Origin of the sequence: Pantoea sp. USMM079 (assembly GCF_037153115.1) — a bacterium.
Lineage (GTDB): Bacteria > Pseudomonadota > Gammaproteobacteria > Enterobacterales > Enterobacteriaceae > Pantoea > Pantoea communis.
The window spans coordinates 535,328-553,516 of sequence record NZ_JBBCKX010000001.1 but is presented as its reverse complement, the minus strand read 5'-3'; the positions used below and the strand labels follow the sequence as shown (position 1 = coordinate 553,516).

17 protein-coding genes are annotated in these 18,189 nt (G+C 55.2%); 8 read left to right on the top strand and 9 right to left on the bottom strand.

From position 1 onward, the window contains the following. Positions 1-57 precede the first annotated feature (57 nt). The 7 genes from tyrR to pspA form a co-directional block, all read right to left on the bottom strand. Positions 58-1,623, bottom strand: coding sequence for a transcriptional regulator TyrR (tyrR, locus tag WFP70_RS02580; protein ID WP_337022475.1), 1,566 nt, complete (start codon positions 1,621-1,623; stop codon positions 58-60). Positions 1,624-1,836: 213 nt separating this feature from the next. Beyond that, a complete protein-coding gene (locus WFP70_RS02575) occupies positions 1,837-2,910 on the bottom strand; it encodes a YcjF family protein (protein ID WP_337022474.1) in 1,074 nt (357 codons plus the stop codon). Further along, positions 2,907-4,304: a YcjX family protein gene (locus WFP70_RS02570; RefSeq protein WP_337022473.1), complete on the bottom strand. Its 1,398-nt coding sequence runs from the start codon at positions 4,302-4,304 to the stop codon at positions 2,907-2,909. The genes WFP70_RS02575 and WFP70_RS02570 overlap by 4 nt, the downstream gene beginning before the upstream one ends. Continuing rightward, positions 4,285-4,533 carry a phage shock protein PspD gene (gene pspD, locus WFP70_RS02565; protein ID WP_034821379.1) on the bottom strand — a complete coding sequence of 83 codons (249 nt, stop codon included), beginning with the start codon at positions 4,531-4,533 and terminating at the stop codon, positions 4,285-4,287. The genes WFP70_RS02570 and pspD overlap by 20 nt, the downstream gene beginning before the upstream one ends. A 57-nt stretch (positions 4,534-4,590) precedes the next feature. Further along, the gene (gene pspC, locus WFP70_RS02560; protein WP_034821381.1) at positions 4,591-4,938 is read right to left on the bottom strand and encodes an envelope stress response membrane protein PspC; all 348 of its coding nucleotides are present in this window, start codon (positions 4,936-4,938) and stop codon (positions 4,591-4,593) included. Next, a complete protein-coding gene (gene pspB / locus WFP70_RS02555) occupies positions 4,935-5,162 on the bottom strand; it encodes an envelope stress response membrane protein PspB (RefSeq protein WP_034821383.1) in 228 nt (75 codons plus the stop codon). Before pspB ends, pspC begins: the two co-directional genes overlap by 4 nt. 59 nt (positions 5,163-5,221) lie before the next feature. Continuing rightward, positions 5,222-5,887, bottom strand: a complete 666-nt coding sequence (gene pspA / locus WFP70_RS02550; RefSeq protein ID WP_034821385.1) for a phage shock protein PspA — start codon at positions 5,885-5,887, stop codon at positions 5,222-5,224. Positions 5,888-6,050: 163 nt separating this feature from the next. Between pspA and pspF the strand changes: the two genes are divergently transcribed. From pspF to WFP70_RS02510, 8 genes are all read left to right on the top strand, one after another. Then, positions 6,051-7,049 (top strand): phage shock protein operon transcriptional activator, encoded by a 999-nt coding sequence (pspF, locus tag WFP70_RS02545; protein ID WP_337022472.1) that lies wholly within the window; start codon positions 6,051-6,053, stop codon positions 7,047-7,049. A 562-nt stretch (positions 7,050-7,611) separates the two neighbouring features. Beyond that, positions 7,612-9,234 (top strand): ABC transporter substrate-binding protein SapA, encoded by a 1,623-nt coding sequence (gene sapA / locus WFP70_RS02540; protein ID WP_160867425.1) that lies wholly within the window; start codon positions 7,612-7,614, stop codon positions 9,232-9,234. Positions 9,235-9,236: 2 nt separating this feature from the next. After that, positions 9,237-10,202 carry a putrescine export ABC transporter permease SapB gene (gene sapB, locus WFP70_RS02535; RefSeq protein ID WP_034821411.1) on the top strand — a complete coding sequence of 322 codons (966 nt, stop codon included), beginning with the start codon at positions 9,237-9,239 and terminating at the stop codon, positions 10,200-10,202. Continuing rightward, complete coding sequence (gene sapC / locus WFP70_RS02530) at positions 10,189-11,079, top strand: putrescine export ABC transporter permease SapC (RefSeq protein ID WP_097117017.1); 891 nt, start codon at positions 10,189-10,191, stop codon at positions 11,077-11,079. Before sapB ends, sapC begins: the two co-directional genes overlap by 14 nt. Then, on the top strand, positions 11,079-12,074 hold the full coding sequence (sapD, locus tag WFP70_RS02525; RefSeq protein ID WP_045814412.1) for a putrescine export ABC transporter ATP-binding protein SapD: 996 nt from the start codon (positions 11,079-11,081) through the stop codon (positions 12,072-12,074). Before sapC ends, sapD begins: the two co-directional genes overlap by 1 nt. 2 nt (positions 12,075-12,076) lie before the next feature. Then, positions 12,077-12,880, top strand: coding sequence for a putrescine export ABC transporter ATP-binding protein SapF (sapF, locus tag WFP70_RS02520; RefSeq protein ID WP_160867428.1), 804 nt, complete (start codon positions 12,077-12,079; stop codon positions 12,878-12,880). A gap of 140 nt (positions 12,881-13,020) precedes the next feature. Further along, complete coding sequence (gene fabI / locus WFP70_RS02515) at positions 13,021-13,809, top strand: enoyl-ACP reductase FabI (protein WP_007892455.1); 789 nt, start codon at positions 13,021-13,023, stop codon at positions 13,807-13,809. 287 nt (positions 13,810-14,096) lie between these two features. Next, on the top strand, positions 14,097-15,218 hold the full coding sequence (locus WFP70_RS02510; protein ID WP_337022471.1) for a CMD domain-containing protein: 1,122 nt from the start codon (positions 14,097-14,099) through the stop codon (positions 15,216-15,218). Here WFP70_RS02510 and WFP70_RS02505 read toward each other — a convergent pair. Further along, the gene (locus WFP70_RS02505; RefSeq protein WP_337022726.1) at positions 15,215-16,111 is read right to left on the bottom strand and encodes a LysR family transcriptional regulator; all 897 of its coding nucleotides are present in this window, start codon (positions 16,109-16,111) and stop codon (positions 15,215-15,217) included. The two genes, WFP70_RS02510 and WFP70_RS02505, sit on opposite strands and share 4 nt — an antisense overlap. Positions 16,112-16,363: 252 nt before the next feature. Further along, positions 16,364-17,953, bottom strand: a complete 1,590-nt coding sequence (locus WFP70_RS02500) for a PTS transporter subunit EIIC (RefSeq protein WP_337022470.1) — start codon at positions 17,951-17,953, stop codon at positions 16,364-16,366. Between the last annotated feature and the right edge of the window lie 236 nt (positions 17,954-18,189).

Genomic DNA, 18,189 nt, shown 5'->3' with positions numbered 1-18,189 from the left:
AGGGCACACTTCACAAAGTGCGCCCTTTTTTATGGCAGTAAGATAAGCGCTGTAAAATTACTCGCTCTCGCTGCGCTTCTGCCCCAACCCATATTCACGCAGTTTATTGGCAATCGCGGTATGCGACACACCCAGACGTTTTGCCAGTTTGCGCGTGCTTGGGTAAGACAAGTAGAGCCGCGTCAGCACCGAACGTTCGAAACGGCTGGTGATCTCATCCAGCGAACCTTCCATCGCTTCTTCGCCCAGCGTCACATCTAACGCCTGCTCAGGCAGAATGATGTCCTGAGGACGTAACTCGTAGCCTTCCAGCTGCGTCAATGCGCGATACAGCGCATTTTTCAACTGCCGCACATTACCCGGCCAGTTATAGCGTGTCAGTAACGGTGCCAACTGCGGTGACAAACGCGGACGCGGCAGCCCCTGCTCATCGGCAAAGCGCGCCACAAACATCTCTGTTAGCGGCAGGATGTCCAGCGGGCGCTCACGTAAAGGCGGCAAATTGAGCGTCAGTACATTAAGGCGGTAAAACAGGTCTTCACGGAACTCACCCCGTTGCACCAGCTCGATCAGGTTCTTCTGCGTGGCACAAATGACGCGCACATCCACATGCACTTCATGTTCTTCACCCACGCGACGGAAAGTGCCATCGTTGAGGAAGCGCAGCAGTTTTGTCTGCATGCGCGGTGACATCTCACCAATCTCATCCAGCAGCACCGAGCCGCCATTGGCCTGTTCAAAGAAACCTTTCTTGCCTTCCAGCGCGTTCGGATAAGCGCCCGCCGCGTGACCAAACAGCTCACTCTCGGCCACATCATCCGGCAGAGACGCACAGTTAAGCGCCAGAAAAGGTTTTTTACCGCGTGCGCTGCGCAGATGGCAGGCGCGTGCCAGCATATCTTTGCCGGTGCCAGTATCGCCGACAATCAGCAGTGGCGCGTCGTGCATCGCCAGTTTACGAGCCTGATCGATCACCTGACGCATTTTTGGCGTCACCGCCACGATGTGGTCAAATTCCGACTCATCCGTCACGGTGAGATTTTGCAGCTGACGTCCCATACGGGCGGTGGATTTCAGCGTGATCATTGCGCCGACGGGCTGATCGCTCTGCCCCTCTTCTTCCGCCAGATAAATTGGTCGGGCTTCCATCAGGAAATCACGGCCCTGAATAACAACATGATGTGCCTGAGCTTCCACACGCTCATTCTCGATCCAGCGCTGGAAGTTAAAACCGGTAATCAGGGTTGCGGCGTTTTGGTTACGCAGCTTCTGCTCATCGAGATTGAACAGGTTTTGCGCTGCCGGATTGGCGAGTTCCACCTTGCATTTAAGATCGATAGAGAACACCGGTTCCGGCATAGCAATGAGTAATGCGCTTAACGCGCGATGTTCACGCTCAGAGGGCATGTAGCTAACGGTGCGCACATCTGTTACGCCAGGTGTACGACGGATTTCCGCCATCAGAGTGCTGAAGGGTTCGAATTCAAGGGCAGAAAAGTTGAGATAGATGCGACCGAGTGGCGCAATTTCAATACCGCGCAGGTCGATGTTGCGCGCAACCAGCAGGTCGAGTAGCTCGCGCGCCAGACCGATGCGGTCCTGGCAGAAAACTTCCAAACGCATTGCGATGAGCCTTAGTCAGGTTTTGATTTTAGAGATAATACGCTAACTTGCAGCGCCTCAGAAGAGGCCTGTCATGAAAAGTTGACAGTTTAAGGCAGGTGACGTGAAGAAGTGTAGCGGAATGACCCACAATAATCCCGCCAAATATCACATTTAACAAAGATAGTTTCACCTTTCACCCAGTTAGCAGCGTGAAAGGTGAACAAAGAGATGTTATTTAGCAGCCTGCCCTGGTTTATCCCCACTCTTAGACAGGGATTCTTTCAGCTGAACCAGTAATTCCCGACGGAAATCCCCAAGACGCGGCTTATCATCTTCCAGCCAGGGCAGCGGACGGCATAATTCCATGGCTTTGATGCCTAATCTCGCGGTCAGCAAACCGGCACCGATACCCTGTGCAGCGCGTGCCGAAAGGCGGGCCGCGATATCCTGCGACATCCAATCCATCCCCACCTCACGCACCAGCTCTGAGGCACCGGCAAAGGCCATATTCAGCAATACCAGGCGAAACAGGCGGATGCGGCTGAAATAGCCCAACTCAATGCCATAAATAGCCGCAATACGGTTGACCAGCCTCAGGTTACGCCAGGCAATAAACGCCATGTCCACCAGCGCCAGTGGGCTCACCGCAATCATCAGTGTCGATTCTGCAGCGTGGCGGCTGATCTCACGATGCGCCTGACGATCCAGCACCGGTTGCACCAGTTGCGCGTAAAGCATCACAATTTCACGATCGTTATGGGTTTCATGCAGCGCCGCGTGCCAGCGCTGCAAAGCCGGATGCGCCTGATCGAGCTGCGCCTGCTGGGCCAGATTTTCGCAAAATGCACGGCCTTTACCGATACCGTGGCTGTGCAGTAATTCCCGCCCGATATCCCGCTCTTCGGCTCGCTGGCGCAGTCGATAAAGACGACGCCACTCGCCAATTAATGCCCCGGCTCCGGCAATCACAATCAGGCTTCCAGCCACGCCGGTGCCGAGTGAAAACCAATCACGCGTGATCCAGGCATCGTGCATCCACTGAGCGCCCTGCGCGACCACACTGATGCCGAAAATCCCCAGACCCGCACCCACCAGCTTGCGCCAGAGACTGCGTTTGGGGCGTAGCGCGGCCTCAACCACTTTTTCACCTTCGCCCTCTGCCAGCGGCTCTGACTCTTGAGTGGCAAGAAACGCGCTCTCGCTTTCCTCACTAAAAGTTTGCGCCGCACGTAGTGGTTGCTGCGCCTCCGCTTCAAGCGGTCGTGCAAAATCAATGCGCGGTTTTAATGGGGTTTCGTCGCTCATCGCAATTTATCTCCAAGTAAAAATTCCAGCGCGGCATCCATGCGAATGTGCGGCAGCGGCCGATCGACATCCAACTGCTGCGGCCGGAACTGTTCAAACTGAAATCCTTGCTGCTGCCAGAACTGATGCCCGGGCAAACGTGGCGGCACTTCGCCGGGATAAAAGGTCAGCGCTTCACCATCATTAAGACGATGGCCGCGCAGTGCTGGCATATTCTCACCACGATGATCCACCATCCCGCTTTCGGTAGCCTGCACCGACGCCAGTCCAAGACAATCCATGCTGATCCCTTCAAACGCCGCGTTTTGCCAGGCATCCTGAACCAGCTGTTGTAACAGCGACACCATATTGGCGTGCTGATCGGCCGTGATATGGTCGGCTTTGGTGGCGGCAAACAAGAGTTTGTCAATCACCGGGGAAAACAGACGACGGAACAACGTGCGCTGCCCGTAATGGAAGCTTTGCATCAACTGCGTCAGTGCCAGCCGCATATCATTGAACGCCTGCGGCCCGCTGTTTAACGGTTGCAGACAATCCACCAGCACGATCTGGCGGTCAAATCGCAGAAAATAATTTTTGTAGAAACCCTTCACCACATGCTGGCAGTAGTAGTTAAAGCGTTGTTGCAGCACGGCAAAGTTACTGCCTGCGGGAGCCTGCAACAGCTTGCTGGCGTGAATCTCATCCACCTGTGGCCAGGGGAAGAACTGCAGTGCCGGGGCACCTGCCATATCGCCCGGCAGCACAAAGCGGCCTGGCTGAATAAAGTGCAACCCCTCGGTTTTGCACTGATGCAGATAATCCGTCCAGGCCGCGGCAATCTCCGCCAGACGATTTTCATCCGCTGCGGCAAAAGGATCGAGATCCTGTGACAAGCTGTGCCAGTGTGCCGCCCACTGCTGACGATCGCCCTGCAGCAACCCCATCATCTGTCGCGACCAGCTGAGATAATCCTGCGCCAGCATCGGCAGATCGAGCAGCCATTCACCAGGGTAATCGACGATTTCCAGATAGAGCGTGGCGGTATCTTTGAAGTGGCGCAGCAGCGATTGCTCTGGCCGATAGCGCAGCGCCAGACGCATTTCACTGACACCGCGTGTCGGCGTTGGCCAGACGGGAGGCGTACCATAGAGTTGCGCCAGCCCTTCGTCATAGGTAAAACGCGGCGTCCCCAGCTCACGCTGCGGCACACGTTTGACGCCCAGCAGGCGCTCTTCACGCACAACGGAAAACAGCGGCAAACGGGCGCCGCTGTGTACATTGAGAAGTTGGTTCACCAGCGAGGTGATAAAGGCGGTTTTGCCGCTGCGGCTCAGCCCCGTTACGGCAAGGCGTAAGTGGCGGTCAACACCGCGATTCATCAACGCCGCCAGTTCATTTTGCAGTCTTTTCATCCATCTCCCTGACGAAACGTGCTGACAGGCGTTTGAATGCCTTACTCAGCAACGGTTCCAGGGCGGCCGCCAGAAGCAGGCGCAACGGGCGACGCGCCACCGATTTCACTGCCCAGCCAGCTAACCCGCCGGGCCCATAGGTTACTGCACTGATGATGATGAATTTCCCCGCCGACTTCAACGCAGGTGTTGCGCGGCGGCGCAGAGCAGTCATACGAGAATTGTACATCTCCACTCCTTAAGAATATGCGGTGAAGCGGACCCGCAGTGGGCCCGGCGGAAAAAATCAGATTTGACGGAAGCGGCTGCGCACACTGAAGGTCTCGGAGGTGACGTAGCGTTCGATATCTCGCACGTTACGCTCATCACTTTTCAACGATGTTTCCAGCTCATCCAGTAAATCACGTGCAGTTGGCGTATGCTGGTCGGGTGCATCTGCGGGCTTTTCATCCAGCACAAAGCCCAGGATGAAGTACGCCACCACGGTAAACATGAACAACCCGAAAAACAGCGACAGCACCACAATCACACGTAACAGGCGCACCGGAATATCCAGATACTCCGCCAGACCGGCACAGACGCCGCGCACTTTGCCTTGCTGCGGGATGCGCCACAATTTGCGGCCATTCATCATGGTTGCCTCCAGTTTGGATGCTCCGCATCCAGAATGGCTTCGAGTGCTTCCACACGTTCACGCATGCGGCGCGCGTCTTGCGTCAGCTGTTGCAGACGCTGCATATCGCCTGATGACAGTTCCGCGCCACCGTTGCGTTTGTTGCTGTAGTGCAGCCATAACCAGATCGGCGCCACAAAGAGCACGAAGATCGTCAGGGGTATGGCGAGAAAAAGTGCGCTCATTGACTCTCCTTAATCATTAACACTCTGGTCGAGGGGCTCAGCGTCGAGCCCCACGTCCCTTACTCGCTGCGGTTCATTTTGGCTTTCAGCGCGGCCAGTTGCTGGCTGATTTCGTCGTCAGCTTTCAGCTCGGCAAACTCCTGGTCGAGACCTTTTGGCTTACCAAAACGCTGACTCTCCGCTTCCGCTTCCATGTGGTCGATACGACGTTCGAAGGACTCGAAGCGCGCCATGGCTTCATCCAGCTTACCGCTGTCCAGCTGACGGCGCACATCGCGGGAAGAAGATGCCGCCTGATGACGCAGCGTCAGGGCCTGCTGGCGTGCACGGGTTTCGCTGAGTTTTTTCTCCAGCTCACCGATCTCGCCTTTCATGCGATCCAGTGTTTCTTCAACCTGAATGGCTTCTTGTTTGAGTGCTGCAATCAGATCGGTTAGTTTCTGTTTTTCAATCAGCGCAGCACGCGCTAAGTCTTCTTTTTCTTTGCTGATGGCCAGCTCAGCTTTTTCCTGCCATTCAGCCTGCTGAATTTCGGCCTGCTCGATACGGCGCAGCAGCTGTTTCTTTTCTGCCAGCGCGCGCGCTGAGGTGGAGCGAACTTCCACCAGCGTGTCTTCCATTTCCTGAATCATCAGGCGTACCAGTTTCTGCGGATCTTCGGCGCGTTCCAGCAGGGAATTGATGTTAGCGTTCACGATGTCGGCGAAACGAGAAAAAATACCCATAATGATGTTCCTCTGATTGTCATGTGGTTGTGCGGTGCACGGTTTCTTAATACAAATGCCGTGCCAACTTTTAATTCATTGATTTTAAGAGGTTTGCATATTTTACATTCGCGCGGGCATCCATTAATGTAGTGAAATTGATTAACCAGTAGCGAAATTCATCATGGCAAATGGTAACGATAACCTGTTGGGCGAATCGAATAACTTTCTGGAGGTGCTGGAGCAGGTTTCCCGTCTCGCGCCGCTGGAAAAACCGGTGCTGGTCATTGGCGAACGCGGAACCGGTAAAGAGTTGATTGCCAGCCGCTTGCACTATCTCTCCGATCGCTGGCAAGGGCCTTTTGTGTCGCTGAACTGTGCAGCGTTGAATGAAAACCTGCTGGATTCCGAATTGTTCGGCCACGAAGCCGGGGCGTTTACCGGGGCGCAAAAACGTCATCTTGGTCGCTTTGAACGCGCTGATGCCGGCACCTTATTCCTCGATGAGCTGGCGACCGCACCGATGCTGGTGCAGGAAAAGCTGCTACGTGTCATCGAATACGGCCAGTTAGAGCGTGTTGGCGGCAATCAGTCCTTGCAGGTCAATGTGCGGCTGGTGTGCGCCACCAATGAGGATTTACCCGCGCTGGCTGCGGCAGGAAAATTCCGCGCCGACCTGCTCGATCGCCTCGCTTTTGATGTGGTGCAACTGCCGCCGTTGCGCGAACGCCGCAGCGATATCCTGGTGATGGCCGAACACTTTGCTATCCAGATGTGCCGCGAGCTCGGCCTGCCGCTGTTTCCAGGCTTCAGCGAGCGCGCTCAGCTCACGCTACTCACCCACAGTTGGCCCGGTAATGTACGTGAATTGAAGAATGTGGTGGAACGCTCGGTGTATCGCCATCACAGCGCAGAAGAAGAGCTGGATAACATCATCATCAACCCGTTCGCCCCGCGCAACGCCACGCCTGAAACTCATTCCGAACCCAACACCAGCGGCTTACCCGCCCTGCCACTCGATCTGCGCCAGTGGCAAAACCAGCAGGAGCGCGACCTGGTCGAAGCCAGCTTACAGCAGGCAAAATACAACCAACGCCGCGCCGCCGAGTTACTGCGCGTTACCTACCATCAATTGCGCGCCATGATGAAAAAGCACGGCATTCAGGCGCGGGATGAAGATTAGCCAATGGAGGGAACCTTAGCCACGTAAGATGAAAAGCCCCCGGTGATTATTTTGGAGTACATCGTGGCTTTGCTGCTAGCGGAGAAATCCCCACATCATCGTTTAACTGGTCGAAAGGTTTTTCAACGACAGCTCAGGTGTGGGTCGGTTTTCCCTATAGCTTTTGTGCTGATGTAAGGCGGCAAGTGCACTAATCCCCGGGAGCATACATCAGTATGTGACTGGGGTTAGTGCGCGCAGCCAACGCAACAGCAGTGCAAAAGATGACGGGAAAAACGACACACAAAAAAAAGCCCGCACAAGGCGGGCAACTTAATACTGGAAGCAATGTGAGCAATGTCGTGCTCTTCTTCGGTAGAGCCACCGTCGAAGCGCAGAAGAATAATAATCATTCTTATTATCATCTGTAAAGCCCTAATTGAGAATTTTTCTCATTTCCACACTAACATTGTGATTACCCCTTCGCCAGATTGGCGAAAAACAACGCAGAACCATCATGAATTTGGGGAGTGCGTGACGTTTGCGATACACTCACGCTATTGCCTCAGAATCGTTGAGTTCTATGCCAAAATTATTCTCCTCGCTGCTGCTCGGTCTCAGCGTATTGAGTGCGTCTGCGCTGGCTGCACCAACCAATAACATCCGTAATAGCGGTTTTGTTTATTGCGTCAATGGCACGGTCAATACCTTTAATCCACAAATGGTCAGCAGCGGCCTGGTTGTGGATACGCTGGCGGCACAGCTCTATGACCGCCTGCTGGATGTGGACCCTTACACTTATCGCCTGATTCCTGACCTGGCACAGAGCTGGGAAGTGCGTGACAACGGTGCCACTTATCGTTTTCATCTGCGCAAAGATGTCTCTTTCCAGCACACCAACTGGTTTAAACCCACGCGCAAAATGAATGCCGATGACGTGGTGTTCAGCTTTGCGCGCATGTTTAACCGCCAGCATCCGTGGCATAACGTCAACGGTGGCAGCTATCCCTATTTCGATAGTTTGCAGTTCTCTGACTCGGTCCAAAGCGTTAAAAAACTGGACAACGACACGGTAGAAATCCGTCTCAACAGTCCGGACGCCTCTTTCCTCTGGCACATCGCTACGCATTACGCGCCGATCCTGTCGCAGGAATATGCCGACAAGCTGACGGCGAAAGGCCAGCAGGAGCGTCTGGATCGCGAACCGGTGGGTACCGGACCGTTCCAGTTGAGCGAGTACCGCACCGGGCAATATCTGCGCCTTGCGCGTAATCCGCAGTACTGGAAAGGTGTGCCGCGTCTGCAGCAAGTGGTGATCGATCTTGGCGTAGGCGGAACAGGACGTCTTTCGAAGTTGCTCACAGGTGAATGCGATGTGCTGGCGTATCCGGCGGCCAGCCAGCTCTCCATTTTGCGTGATGACCCGCGACTGCGCATGACGCTGCGTCCTGGCATGAACATCGCCTATTTAGCGTTCAATACGCGTAAACCGCCACTCGATCGCCCGGAAGTGCGTCACGCGCTGGCACTGGCCATTAATAACGAACGCCTGATGGAATCGATCTACTACGGCACCGCCGAAACCGCCGCCTCCATTTTACCGCGTGCTTCCTGGGCGTATGATAATGATGCGCGGGTCACCGAATACAATCCGGCGAAAGCTCGTGAAGCGCTGAAAGCGCTTGGGCTGGAAGATCTGCACTTGCGACTGGTGGTGCCCACCACCTCACAATCCTGGAACCCCAGCCCACTGAAAACCGCTGAGCTGCTGCAAGCCGATTTGGCTCAGGTTGGCGTGCGCGTCACCATCGCGCCGGTGGAAGGCCGTTTCCAGGAAGCGCAGTTGATGGCGATGAATCATGATCTGACGCTGACCGGCTGGGCAACAGACAGTAACGACCCGGACAGCTTCTTTCGGCCGCTGTTGAGCTGTGCAGCCATCCGCTCGCAGACCAACTTTGCGCACTGGTGTTCACCGGCCTTTGATGAATCATTGCAACGGGCGCTGTTGTCGCAACAACTTTCGGCGCGCATCGACAGCTACGATCAGGCACAGCAAATTCTGGCGCAGGAATTACCGGTATTGCCGCTGGCGTCATCGTTGCGTTTACAGGCATATCGCCATGATATTAAAGGTCTGGTGCTAAGTCCGTTCGGGAATGCCTCGTTTGCCGGGGTTTACCGTGATGAGAGCAGCGAGGAATAAGCATGATCATCTATATATTGCGTCGCCTGCTGTTGCTGCTGATCACCCTGTTTTTATTGTCGCTGGTGAGTTTCAGTCTTAGCTACTTTACGCCGAATGCGCCGCTGGAAGGTGCCTCACTGTTCGATGCCTGGTGGTTCTGGTTTAAAGGCCTGCTGCAATTTGACTTCGGTGTTTCCAGCACCAACGGCCAGCTGATCGACCTGCAACTGCGCGAGGTGTTCCCCGCCACGCTGGAGCTTTGCATTCTGGCCTTCATGCTGGCGCTGCTGGTGGGTATTCCGCTGGGAATTTGCGCGGGTGTGATGCGCAAAAAATGGCAGGATAAAGCCATCAGCGCACTGGCACTGCTCGGTTTCTCGATGCCGGTGTTCTGGCTGGCACTGCTGTTCACCCTGTTCTTCTCCCTGACACTGGGCTGGTTGCCAGTTTCCGGGCGCTTTGATCTGCTCTACCCGGTACAAAACGTGACCGGATTTGCACTGATTGATGCCTGGCTGAGTCCTTCACCGTGGCGCCATGAGATGTTGATGAGTGCCCTGACCCATATGATTCTGCCAGTGGTGGTCCTGGCGGTCGCGCCAACCACCGAGGTTATTCGTTTGCTGCGCAGCAGCACCAGCGATGTCATGGATAAAAACTATGTGAAAGCGGCAGCCACGCGCGGATTATCTCGCTTCACCGTGATTCGCCGCCATGTGCTGCACAACGCGCTGCCGCCCGTCATCCCGCGTCTGGGTTTGCAGTTTTCTACCATGCTGACGCTGGCGATGATTACGGAAGTGGTGTTCAACTGGCCGGGCATTGGCCGCTGGTTGATCAACGCCATTCGTCAGCAGGATTATGCGGCCATCTCTGCCGGTGTGATGGTGGTCGGCGGTTTGGTGATTCTGGTCAGCGTGCTGTCAGATATTCTGGGTGCGGCGCTTAATCCGTTGAAACACAAGGAATGGTATGCCTTACGATGATATCTATGCAGAGAAGCGGCTGCCCAGCCCGTTTCGTCTGTTTTGGCAGCGTTTTTATCGTGATACCAGTGGCATGATCGGATTGTACGGCTTTGGTGCCCTGTTATTCCTGTGCCTGTTTGGCGGCTTATTGTCGCCCTATGGCATTGATCAGCAGTTCCTCGGCTATCAACTGTTGCCCCCTTCCTGGTCGCGCTACGGGGATGTCTCCTTCTTCCTCGGCACCGATGATTTGGGCCGCGATGTATTGAGTCGCCTGCTGAGCGGCGTAGCGCCAACGGTTGGTTCGGCCATCATGGTGACGGTTTTAGCCGCGATCTGCGCCCTGATCCTGGGGGTGCTGGCTGGCATTACCCACGGTTTGCGCTCTGCGGTAATGAACCACGTGCTGGATACCTTGCTCTCCATCCCTTCGCTGCTGCTGGCAATCATTGTGGTGGCCTTTTTAGGCCCACGCCTTGAACACGCCATGCTGGCGGTATTGCTGGCAATCATTCCGCGCCTGGTGCGGGAGATCTATACTGCGGTACATAACGAGATGGAAAAAGAGTACGTGGTGGCGCTGCGTCTGGATGGCGCGCGCAATCTGAATATTCTGTGGAACGCGGTGCTACCCAATGTCCTGCCGCTGCTGGTCGGGGAATTTACGCGTTCACTCTCCATGGCCATTCTCGACATTGCCGCACTCGGTTTCCTCGATTTAGGGGCACAGCTGCCCTCACCGGAATGGGGAGCGATGCTGGGCGATGCGCTGGAGCTGATTTATGTCGCGCCCTGGACCGTGATGCTGCCCGGCGTCGCGCTGATGGTCAGTGTGTTGATCGTTAACCTGCTGGGCGATGGCATCCGTCGCGCTGTAGAAGCGGGAGCTGAATAATGCCGTTACTGGATATTCGTAATCTCACTATTGAGTTCATGACCTCAGAAGGTCCGGTGAAGGCCGTTGATCGCATTAATCTGACGCTCAGTGAAGGTGAAGTACGTGGGCTGGTGGGGGAATCCGGCTCCGGCAAAAGCCTGATTGCGAAAGCGATTTGCGGCGTAACCAAAGACAACTGGCGCGTCACCGCCGATCGTATGGTGTTCGATGATATCGATTTGCTGCGTTTGTCGCCGCGCGAACGACGCCGCATTGTCGGCCATAACGTGTCGATGATTTTCCAGGAACCGCAATCCTGCCTGGATCCCTCTGAAAGCATCGGCCGCCAGTTGATGCAGGCGATCCCACGCTGGACGTTTAAAGGGCGCTGGTATCAGCGTTTGTGGTTCTGGCGCAAAGCGCGTGCCATCGAACTGTTGCACCGCGTGGGCATTAAAGACCACAAAGACATCATGCGCAGTTTCCCGTATGAATTGACGGAAGGTGAATGTCAGAAGGTGATGATCGCCATCGCACTGGCCAATCAGCCACGTCTGCTAATCGCCGATGAGCCGACCAATGCCATGGAACCCACTACGCAGGCACAAATATTCCGCTTGTTGAGTCGCCTCAACCAAAATAACAACACCACGATTTTGCTGATCAGTCATGACCTGCGCACCATGAGCCAGTGGGCGGATCGCATAAACGTGATGTACTGCGGTCAGACCGTCGAAACCGCGCAGAGTGAAGATTTAATGGATACGCCGCATCATCCTTATACACAGGCGCTGATTCGCGCGATGCCCGACTTTGGCAGTGCGCTGCCGCATAAAAGCCGCCTGAACACACTGTCCGGCGCGATTCCCTCACTGGAGCATTTACCGATTGGCTGTCGTCTGGGACCGCGCTGTCCCTATGCACAGCGTAAGTGTATTGAGACACCGCGCCTCACCGGCACTAAATCCCACCTGTTTGCCTGTCACTTCCCGTTAAATGTGGAGGGGCAATGAGCATGGAAACGCTGCTGGAAGTGCGCAACCTGAGTAAAACCTATCGCTATCGCACCGGTCTGTTTCGCCGACAGCATGTGGAGGCGGTGAAAGGGGTAAGCTTCACCTTGCGTGAGAAGCAGACCTTAGCGGTCATTGGCGAGAACGGCTCGGGGAAATCCACGCTGGCGAAAATGTTGAGCGGCATGGTGGCCCCGACGGCAGGTGAGATGCTGATTGACGATCATCCGCTGGAGTATGGCGATTACGGTTATCGCAGCCAGCGTATTCGCATGATATTTCAGGATCCTTCGACCTCGCTTAATCCGCGCCAGCGCGTCAGTCAGATCCTCGATTTCCCGCTGCGCCTGAATACCGAACTGGATGATGAAGCGCGAGAGAAGCGCATTATTGCCACACTGCGCCAGGTGGGTTTGCTGCGCGATCACGCCGGTTACTATCCGCATATGCTGGCCCCCGGCCAGAAACAGCGTCTTGCGCTGGCTCGCGCACTCATCCTACAGCCGAAGGTAATTGTCGCCGATGAGGCCCTCGCCTCACTGGACATGACCATGCGTTCGCAGTTGGTGAATCTGATGCTGGAACTGCAGGAGAAGCACGGCATCGCCTATATTTATGTGACGCAACATATCGGCATGATGAAGCACATCAGCGATCAGGTGCTGGTGATGCATCAGGGTGAAGTGGTGGAACGCGGCGGCACGGCTGATGTGCTGGCCTCGCCACTGCATGACCTCACTAAGCGGCTGATCACCAGCCATTTTGGCGAAGCCTTAACCGCTGAAGCCTGGCGCAAAGTGCGTTGATTGTTCATCACATCGCGAAAACACGGTGCGATTTACCGCATTTGAGAGAGACGTGCTAGAATCCGCACGTCGATTAACGTCGGTCGCCTACTATTTAATCATTGCGACCGCCAACAACAATGACCATAAGGATTACAGCTATGGGTTTTCTTTCCGGTAAGCGCATTCTGATTACTGGCGTTGCCAGTAAACTCTCCATTGCCTACGGTATTGCACAGGCGATGCACAAACAGGGCGCAGAACTGGCTTTCACCTACCAGAACGACAAGTTGAAAAGTCGTGTGGAAGAGTTCGCTAAAGATTTGGGTTCTGACATTGTTCTGCCGTGCGATGTGGCAGAAGACGAGAGCATCACTGCGCTGTTCACCGAACTGGCAAAAACCTGGCCAAAATTTGACGGTTTCGTTCACTCAATCGGTTTCGCACCTGGCGATCAGCTGGATGGTGACTACGTGAACGCCGTGACCCGTGAAGGCTTCAAAATCGCTCACGACATCTCTGCCTACAGCTTCGTGGCGATGGCAAAAGAGTGCCGTGCGATGCTGAATCCGAACTCAGCCCTGCTGACCCTGTCTTATCTGGGTGCGGAGCGCGCGATCCCGAACTACAACGTAATGGGTCTGGCTAAAGCGTCTCTGGAAGCCAACGTACGTTACATGGCGAACGCGATGGGTCCAGAAGGTACGCGTGTTAACGCCGTATCTGCGGGTCCAATCCGTACTCTGGCAGCTTCAGGCATCAAAGATTTCCGTAAGATGCTGGCTCACTGTGAAGCCGTTACGCCAATTCGCCGCACTGTCACCATCGAAGACGTGGGTAACTCTGCGGCCTTCCTGTGCTCTGATCTGGCGGGTGGTATCACCGGTGAAGTGGTACACGTTGATGGCGGCTTCAGCATTGCCGCGATGAACGAGCTGGAACTGAAATAAGTTCTGAAGGCGAGCCGGGTGCTCGCCTTTTTTCTTAGCGAAGTCTCAGCTGTCTTCACCGATTTTCGCCCTGTTCACTTTCGACTGACGTCTCCCGCAAACTCACCTCTCCCTGTTAGCTACCGCTTGAATTTTCAGGCGTATAGATTCATTCGATCTTAATTATTCCCCTTCATTCTTTTGCCACAGCCAGTGCTTCAGCGACGATAAGCTAGCCTTTTGGTGGCGATGCGCTTTTCAGATTTGCCCGTCGCGTACCCAGACCGTTTTTTGCGCAAGGAATGACCATGGAACAACGCCGTTATCCCGGCCATGACCACTGGTTTTATGAAAGCCAGACTCGCCCGCACACCCAGGCCACCACGCCATTAGTGCCCGAAGCCGCCTTTCTCGAAGATCGCTTTTTATTAGGTCTGCAACAGGAAGCCACTGCACTGCAGCCCCTGTTTACTCGTTTCCAGCCAGCGTTACTGGCCGCGCGCGATCTGAGCCAGATTTTGCTGCCGGATACGCTGAACAACTCACTCACGCATACCTTAACGCTCTACGATCGTCTCAGTACCGCGTTGACAGTGGCGCAGGTTGCCGGTGTGCAGCGACTGTGTAATCACTACTCGGCGCGCCTCAACCCCCTGCCGGGCCCGGATTCCTCCCGCGAGAGTAATAACCGCCTGACACAAATCACCCAGTACGCGCGTCAGTTGGCGATGCAACCGGCACTGATCAATGTCACTGGTATCAGCGCCCTGGATGCCGTCGGGCTCACTGAGCCTGATATCGTCACTCTCAATCAAGTGGTAGGATTCGTCAGCTATCAGGCGCGAGTCGTCGCGGCACTGCAAGCCATGATGGGCTTACCGGTACGCTGGATACCCGGCGTATCACCACCAGCGGATGCCGACCCGGCGCTGTTTGACCGCGACACCGCATGGCAGCACGCGCTTAAACCGGTTGAGTTGCGCTATGCCAGTGCCGATCAACTGGCGGCGATAACCTTCTGTCAGGGCATCGAAGGATTAGAGGACGCGATTTGGTTGCTGGTGCATGACGCGCAGGCGCTGTATGGCTGGGCGACTTTGCAACAGCGCATCGGTGAACATCATGATGAGCAATCCGCGTTGGCGCTGGCAACCTGCGCGCGCATCCTGGGTTGTCAGCGCCCGTTCACGCGTCATGCCGCTTGCCAGCGCGAAGCATTGCTTGCAGATGTTGATAAAGCGGGAGAAGTGCAGCCGGTGATTGGCGTTACCGCTCAGCTGGTTCGCATGCCAGAGCGTTTTAGCGCAGCACACTTGCAGCCATTGCTGAATGCGGGATGGGGAACCGAGCGCATTTTCGCTCTGTTGCAAGCAGTGGCGTTTGCCAGCTGGCAGGATCGGTTATGGATGGCGCTGGGTGAAACGCGTTAATCCGGCAGATGGCGACGCGCTTCGTCAAAGAAATGTTGAGCCAACGGCGATGCCCTGCCCGGCTCAGCAACCACCAACGCGGCCTGGCGTCCCATGGGTGCCATCGCAATCGGCCTCCGCGCCACATTTTGCAGCATTTCCGGCAGTAAATGTCCGCGCGGCGACACCATCACGCCCAATCCCACCTGCGCGCTCTGTAATAGCTGCATAATCGAGGCACTTTCCACAATCACCCGCGGTAGCAAACCGGTTTCGCGCAGTTGGCTATCCACGTAACGACGGAAATAGCGCGTGGGTTCCGCAAGGCACAGTGGAAACTGCGCCAGTTGCGCAAGTGAAACCGTGTCGTGTTGAAGTAAATCCGGGAAGTGCTGAGGATTAAAAATCGCCTCCACGCCGGGGTCTTTTAACAGCGCGGTCTGAAAGTGTAATTCTCGCAGAGCGGTGAGTTCGAAAAAGCCAATGCCGCCGTCCACCGTATGGCTATTCAGTGCCTCCAGCAGTTGGTCCGCACTCATGGCGGAGACACGATAATCCAGCTGCGGATAACGTGTTTCAACCGCTTTCAGTAACGCCGGCAAGGCGACACTGCACTGTGGCATCACGCCCAGGCGCAGCGTGCCGTTGACGCCATGCTTCAGCGACTCGACTTCCAGCTTCAGTCCCGAGTAAACCGACACGATCTCACGCGCCCAGGTCAGCACCCGTTCCCCTTCCGGCGTAAATCCATCGAAGTTGTTGCTGCGATTGATCAGCGATAGGCCCAGTTCACGCTCAAGGTTTTTTAACCGCATCGATAATGTCGGCTGACTGACAAAACTGGCCTCTGCCGCGCGGCCAAAATGGCGCTCACGCTCTAGATTGCAGAGATATATCAATTGCTTGATGTCGATTTTGGCATCCACCCTGAAGTCACGATCACGCTATGTTAGCAAACCCGCGCAGCTTTATCCGTTTCACCATGCAAAAAGCACAAAGGCCGCCGTTTGGCAGCCTTCGGTTGAAAGTTAATGCCCCACCCGGCGCTTATCTCCGGCACTCTTAATGGCTTAGCTCTTGAAGGGGCGAAGTCATCATCTCCCATCTCAGCTAGGGGGGTTTAACATTGATTGCTAATTTTATTATTAGCGTGGTAACTAAATGTGTTATGCCACGCCCAGTGCACTTTTCACTTCGTTAGCAATTTTCTCCACCTGCGGACCGTAAATCACCTGCACATCGTGATCGCTGACCCGGTTAACACCGTTGGCGCCAGTGGTCAGCAACGTTTGATCGACCACTTCATTCATCTCTTTCACGCGCACCCGCAGGCGGGTGAAACAGCAATCGACGTCCTCTATATTGGCCTCGCCGCCCAACCCGCTGATGATCACCTTAGTACGTTCATCGGCTGTCACCTGCACGGTTTGCGGCTCCTCATCCGATTCTCGTCCAGGCGTTTCCACTCGCATGCGCGTAATGACAAAACGGAAGCCGTAATAGTAGATCGGCGCATAAATCACCCCCAGCGCTACCGTCCACCACCATTGGGTTTTACTGCCACCGAGTATACCGAACACCACCAGATCGATCGCGCCGCCCTGCACGTTGCCGATCATTAAATGCAGCATCGACATCAGCATAAATGACAGACCGGTCATCAACGCATGCAGGATATAAAGCACCGGTGATACGAAGATAAAACAGAACTCCAGCGGTTCAGTGATGCCGGTGGTGAAGGAGGTCAACGCACCTGCCATCACCAGCGCTTTAACCCGCTGTTTATGCTCCGGGCGCGCGGTGTGGTAGATCGCCAGTGCAGCAGCAGGCAAGCCGAACATCATCACCGGGATTTTACCTTGGGCCAGGAATTGAGTGGCGTTGCGCACCGTCTCATCAGGTATAGCGCCTGGGTTGGTGAGCGAAGTGTTGAAGATATTCAGTGCACCAACAATGGTTTGCCCGTCCACCGTCGCCATGCCACCGATAGGGGTGAAACGCACCGTTTCATTGAGAATATGGTGCAAGCCAGTAGGAATAAGCAGACGTTCGCCGGTTCCCAGCAGAAACGCGCCGTACTGGCCGCTTTTCCCAATCATCTTGCCGACCCAGGCAATGCCTTCGCCGATCGTGGGCCAGATCAAGGCCAGCAGCACGCCAATCAGCGGCAAGACGATAACGGTGACGATGGGGACAAAGCGCCGCCCGCCGAAAAAGCTAATCGCCGTCGGCAATGTTTGCGTGTAAAAGCGATTATGCAGTGCCACGGTGACCAGCCCGGCAATCACGCCGCCAAGCACACTCATGTTGTAAGTAAAGATGCCCAGCATCTCGATGTACTCTGCCGAGGTCATCATCGCCGTGGTTTGATCCAGGCCTGCTTGCTGTAAGGCTTCTGGGGTCGTAGTAGCCGCCGTCAGCCCTTTGGCGGCCAGCGTAGCACTGATGCCCACATTCATCACGACATAGCCAATGACTGCCGCAAAAGCCGCAGTAGGCTTCTCCGCTTTCGCCAGACCGATGGCGCTGGCAACGGCGAAGAACACGGGCAGATTGGCAAATAAAGCCGCCGCCACTTTGCGGATAAAGCCAATAATCAGCTGTGGCACCTGTAGATTGGCAAAGGCATCACCGGTGACGGCGGGATTCTGCATCGCGGCAGCCAGACCGAGAAAGATACCGGCAGCGGCAATAACGGAGATCGGCATCATTAATGCTTTACCGAAGGCGTGAATTTGGCTGGCAAGATTCTTCATGGTGCGCGCCCTTTCATCAATTGAAAGAGCAATTATTAGCCACTTATTGGATTGTCACGTCGCGACGCTGTCCTGCCAGCAGGTAAAGTTTGAACCACATCACGCTTCTGACTGTTTGATCGCGATAAACGCCGCCTATCGCACCATTAAACCAATCAATTAGACAACTTTTGCAGTGAGTCGCACACTTCCCCTCAACAGAAGTCATATTCTGATAACAATTCATAAACAATAAG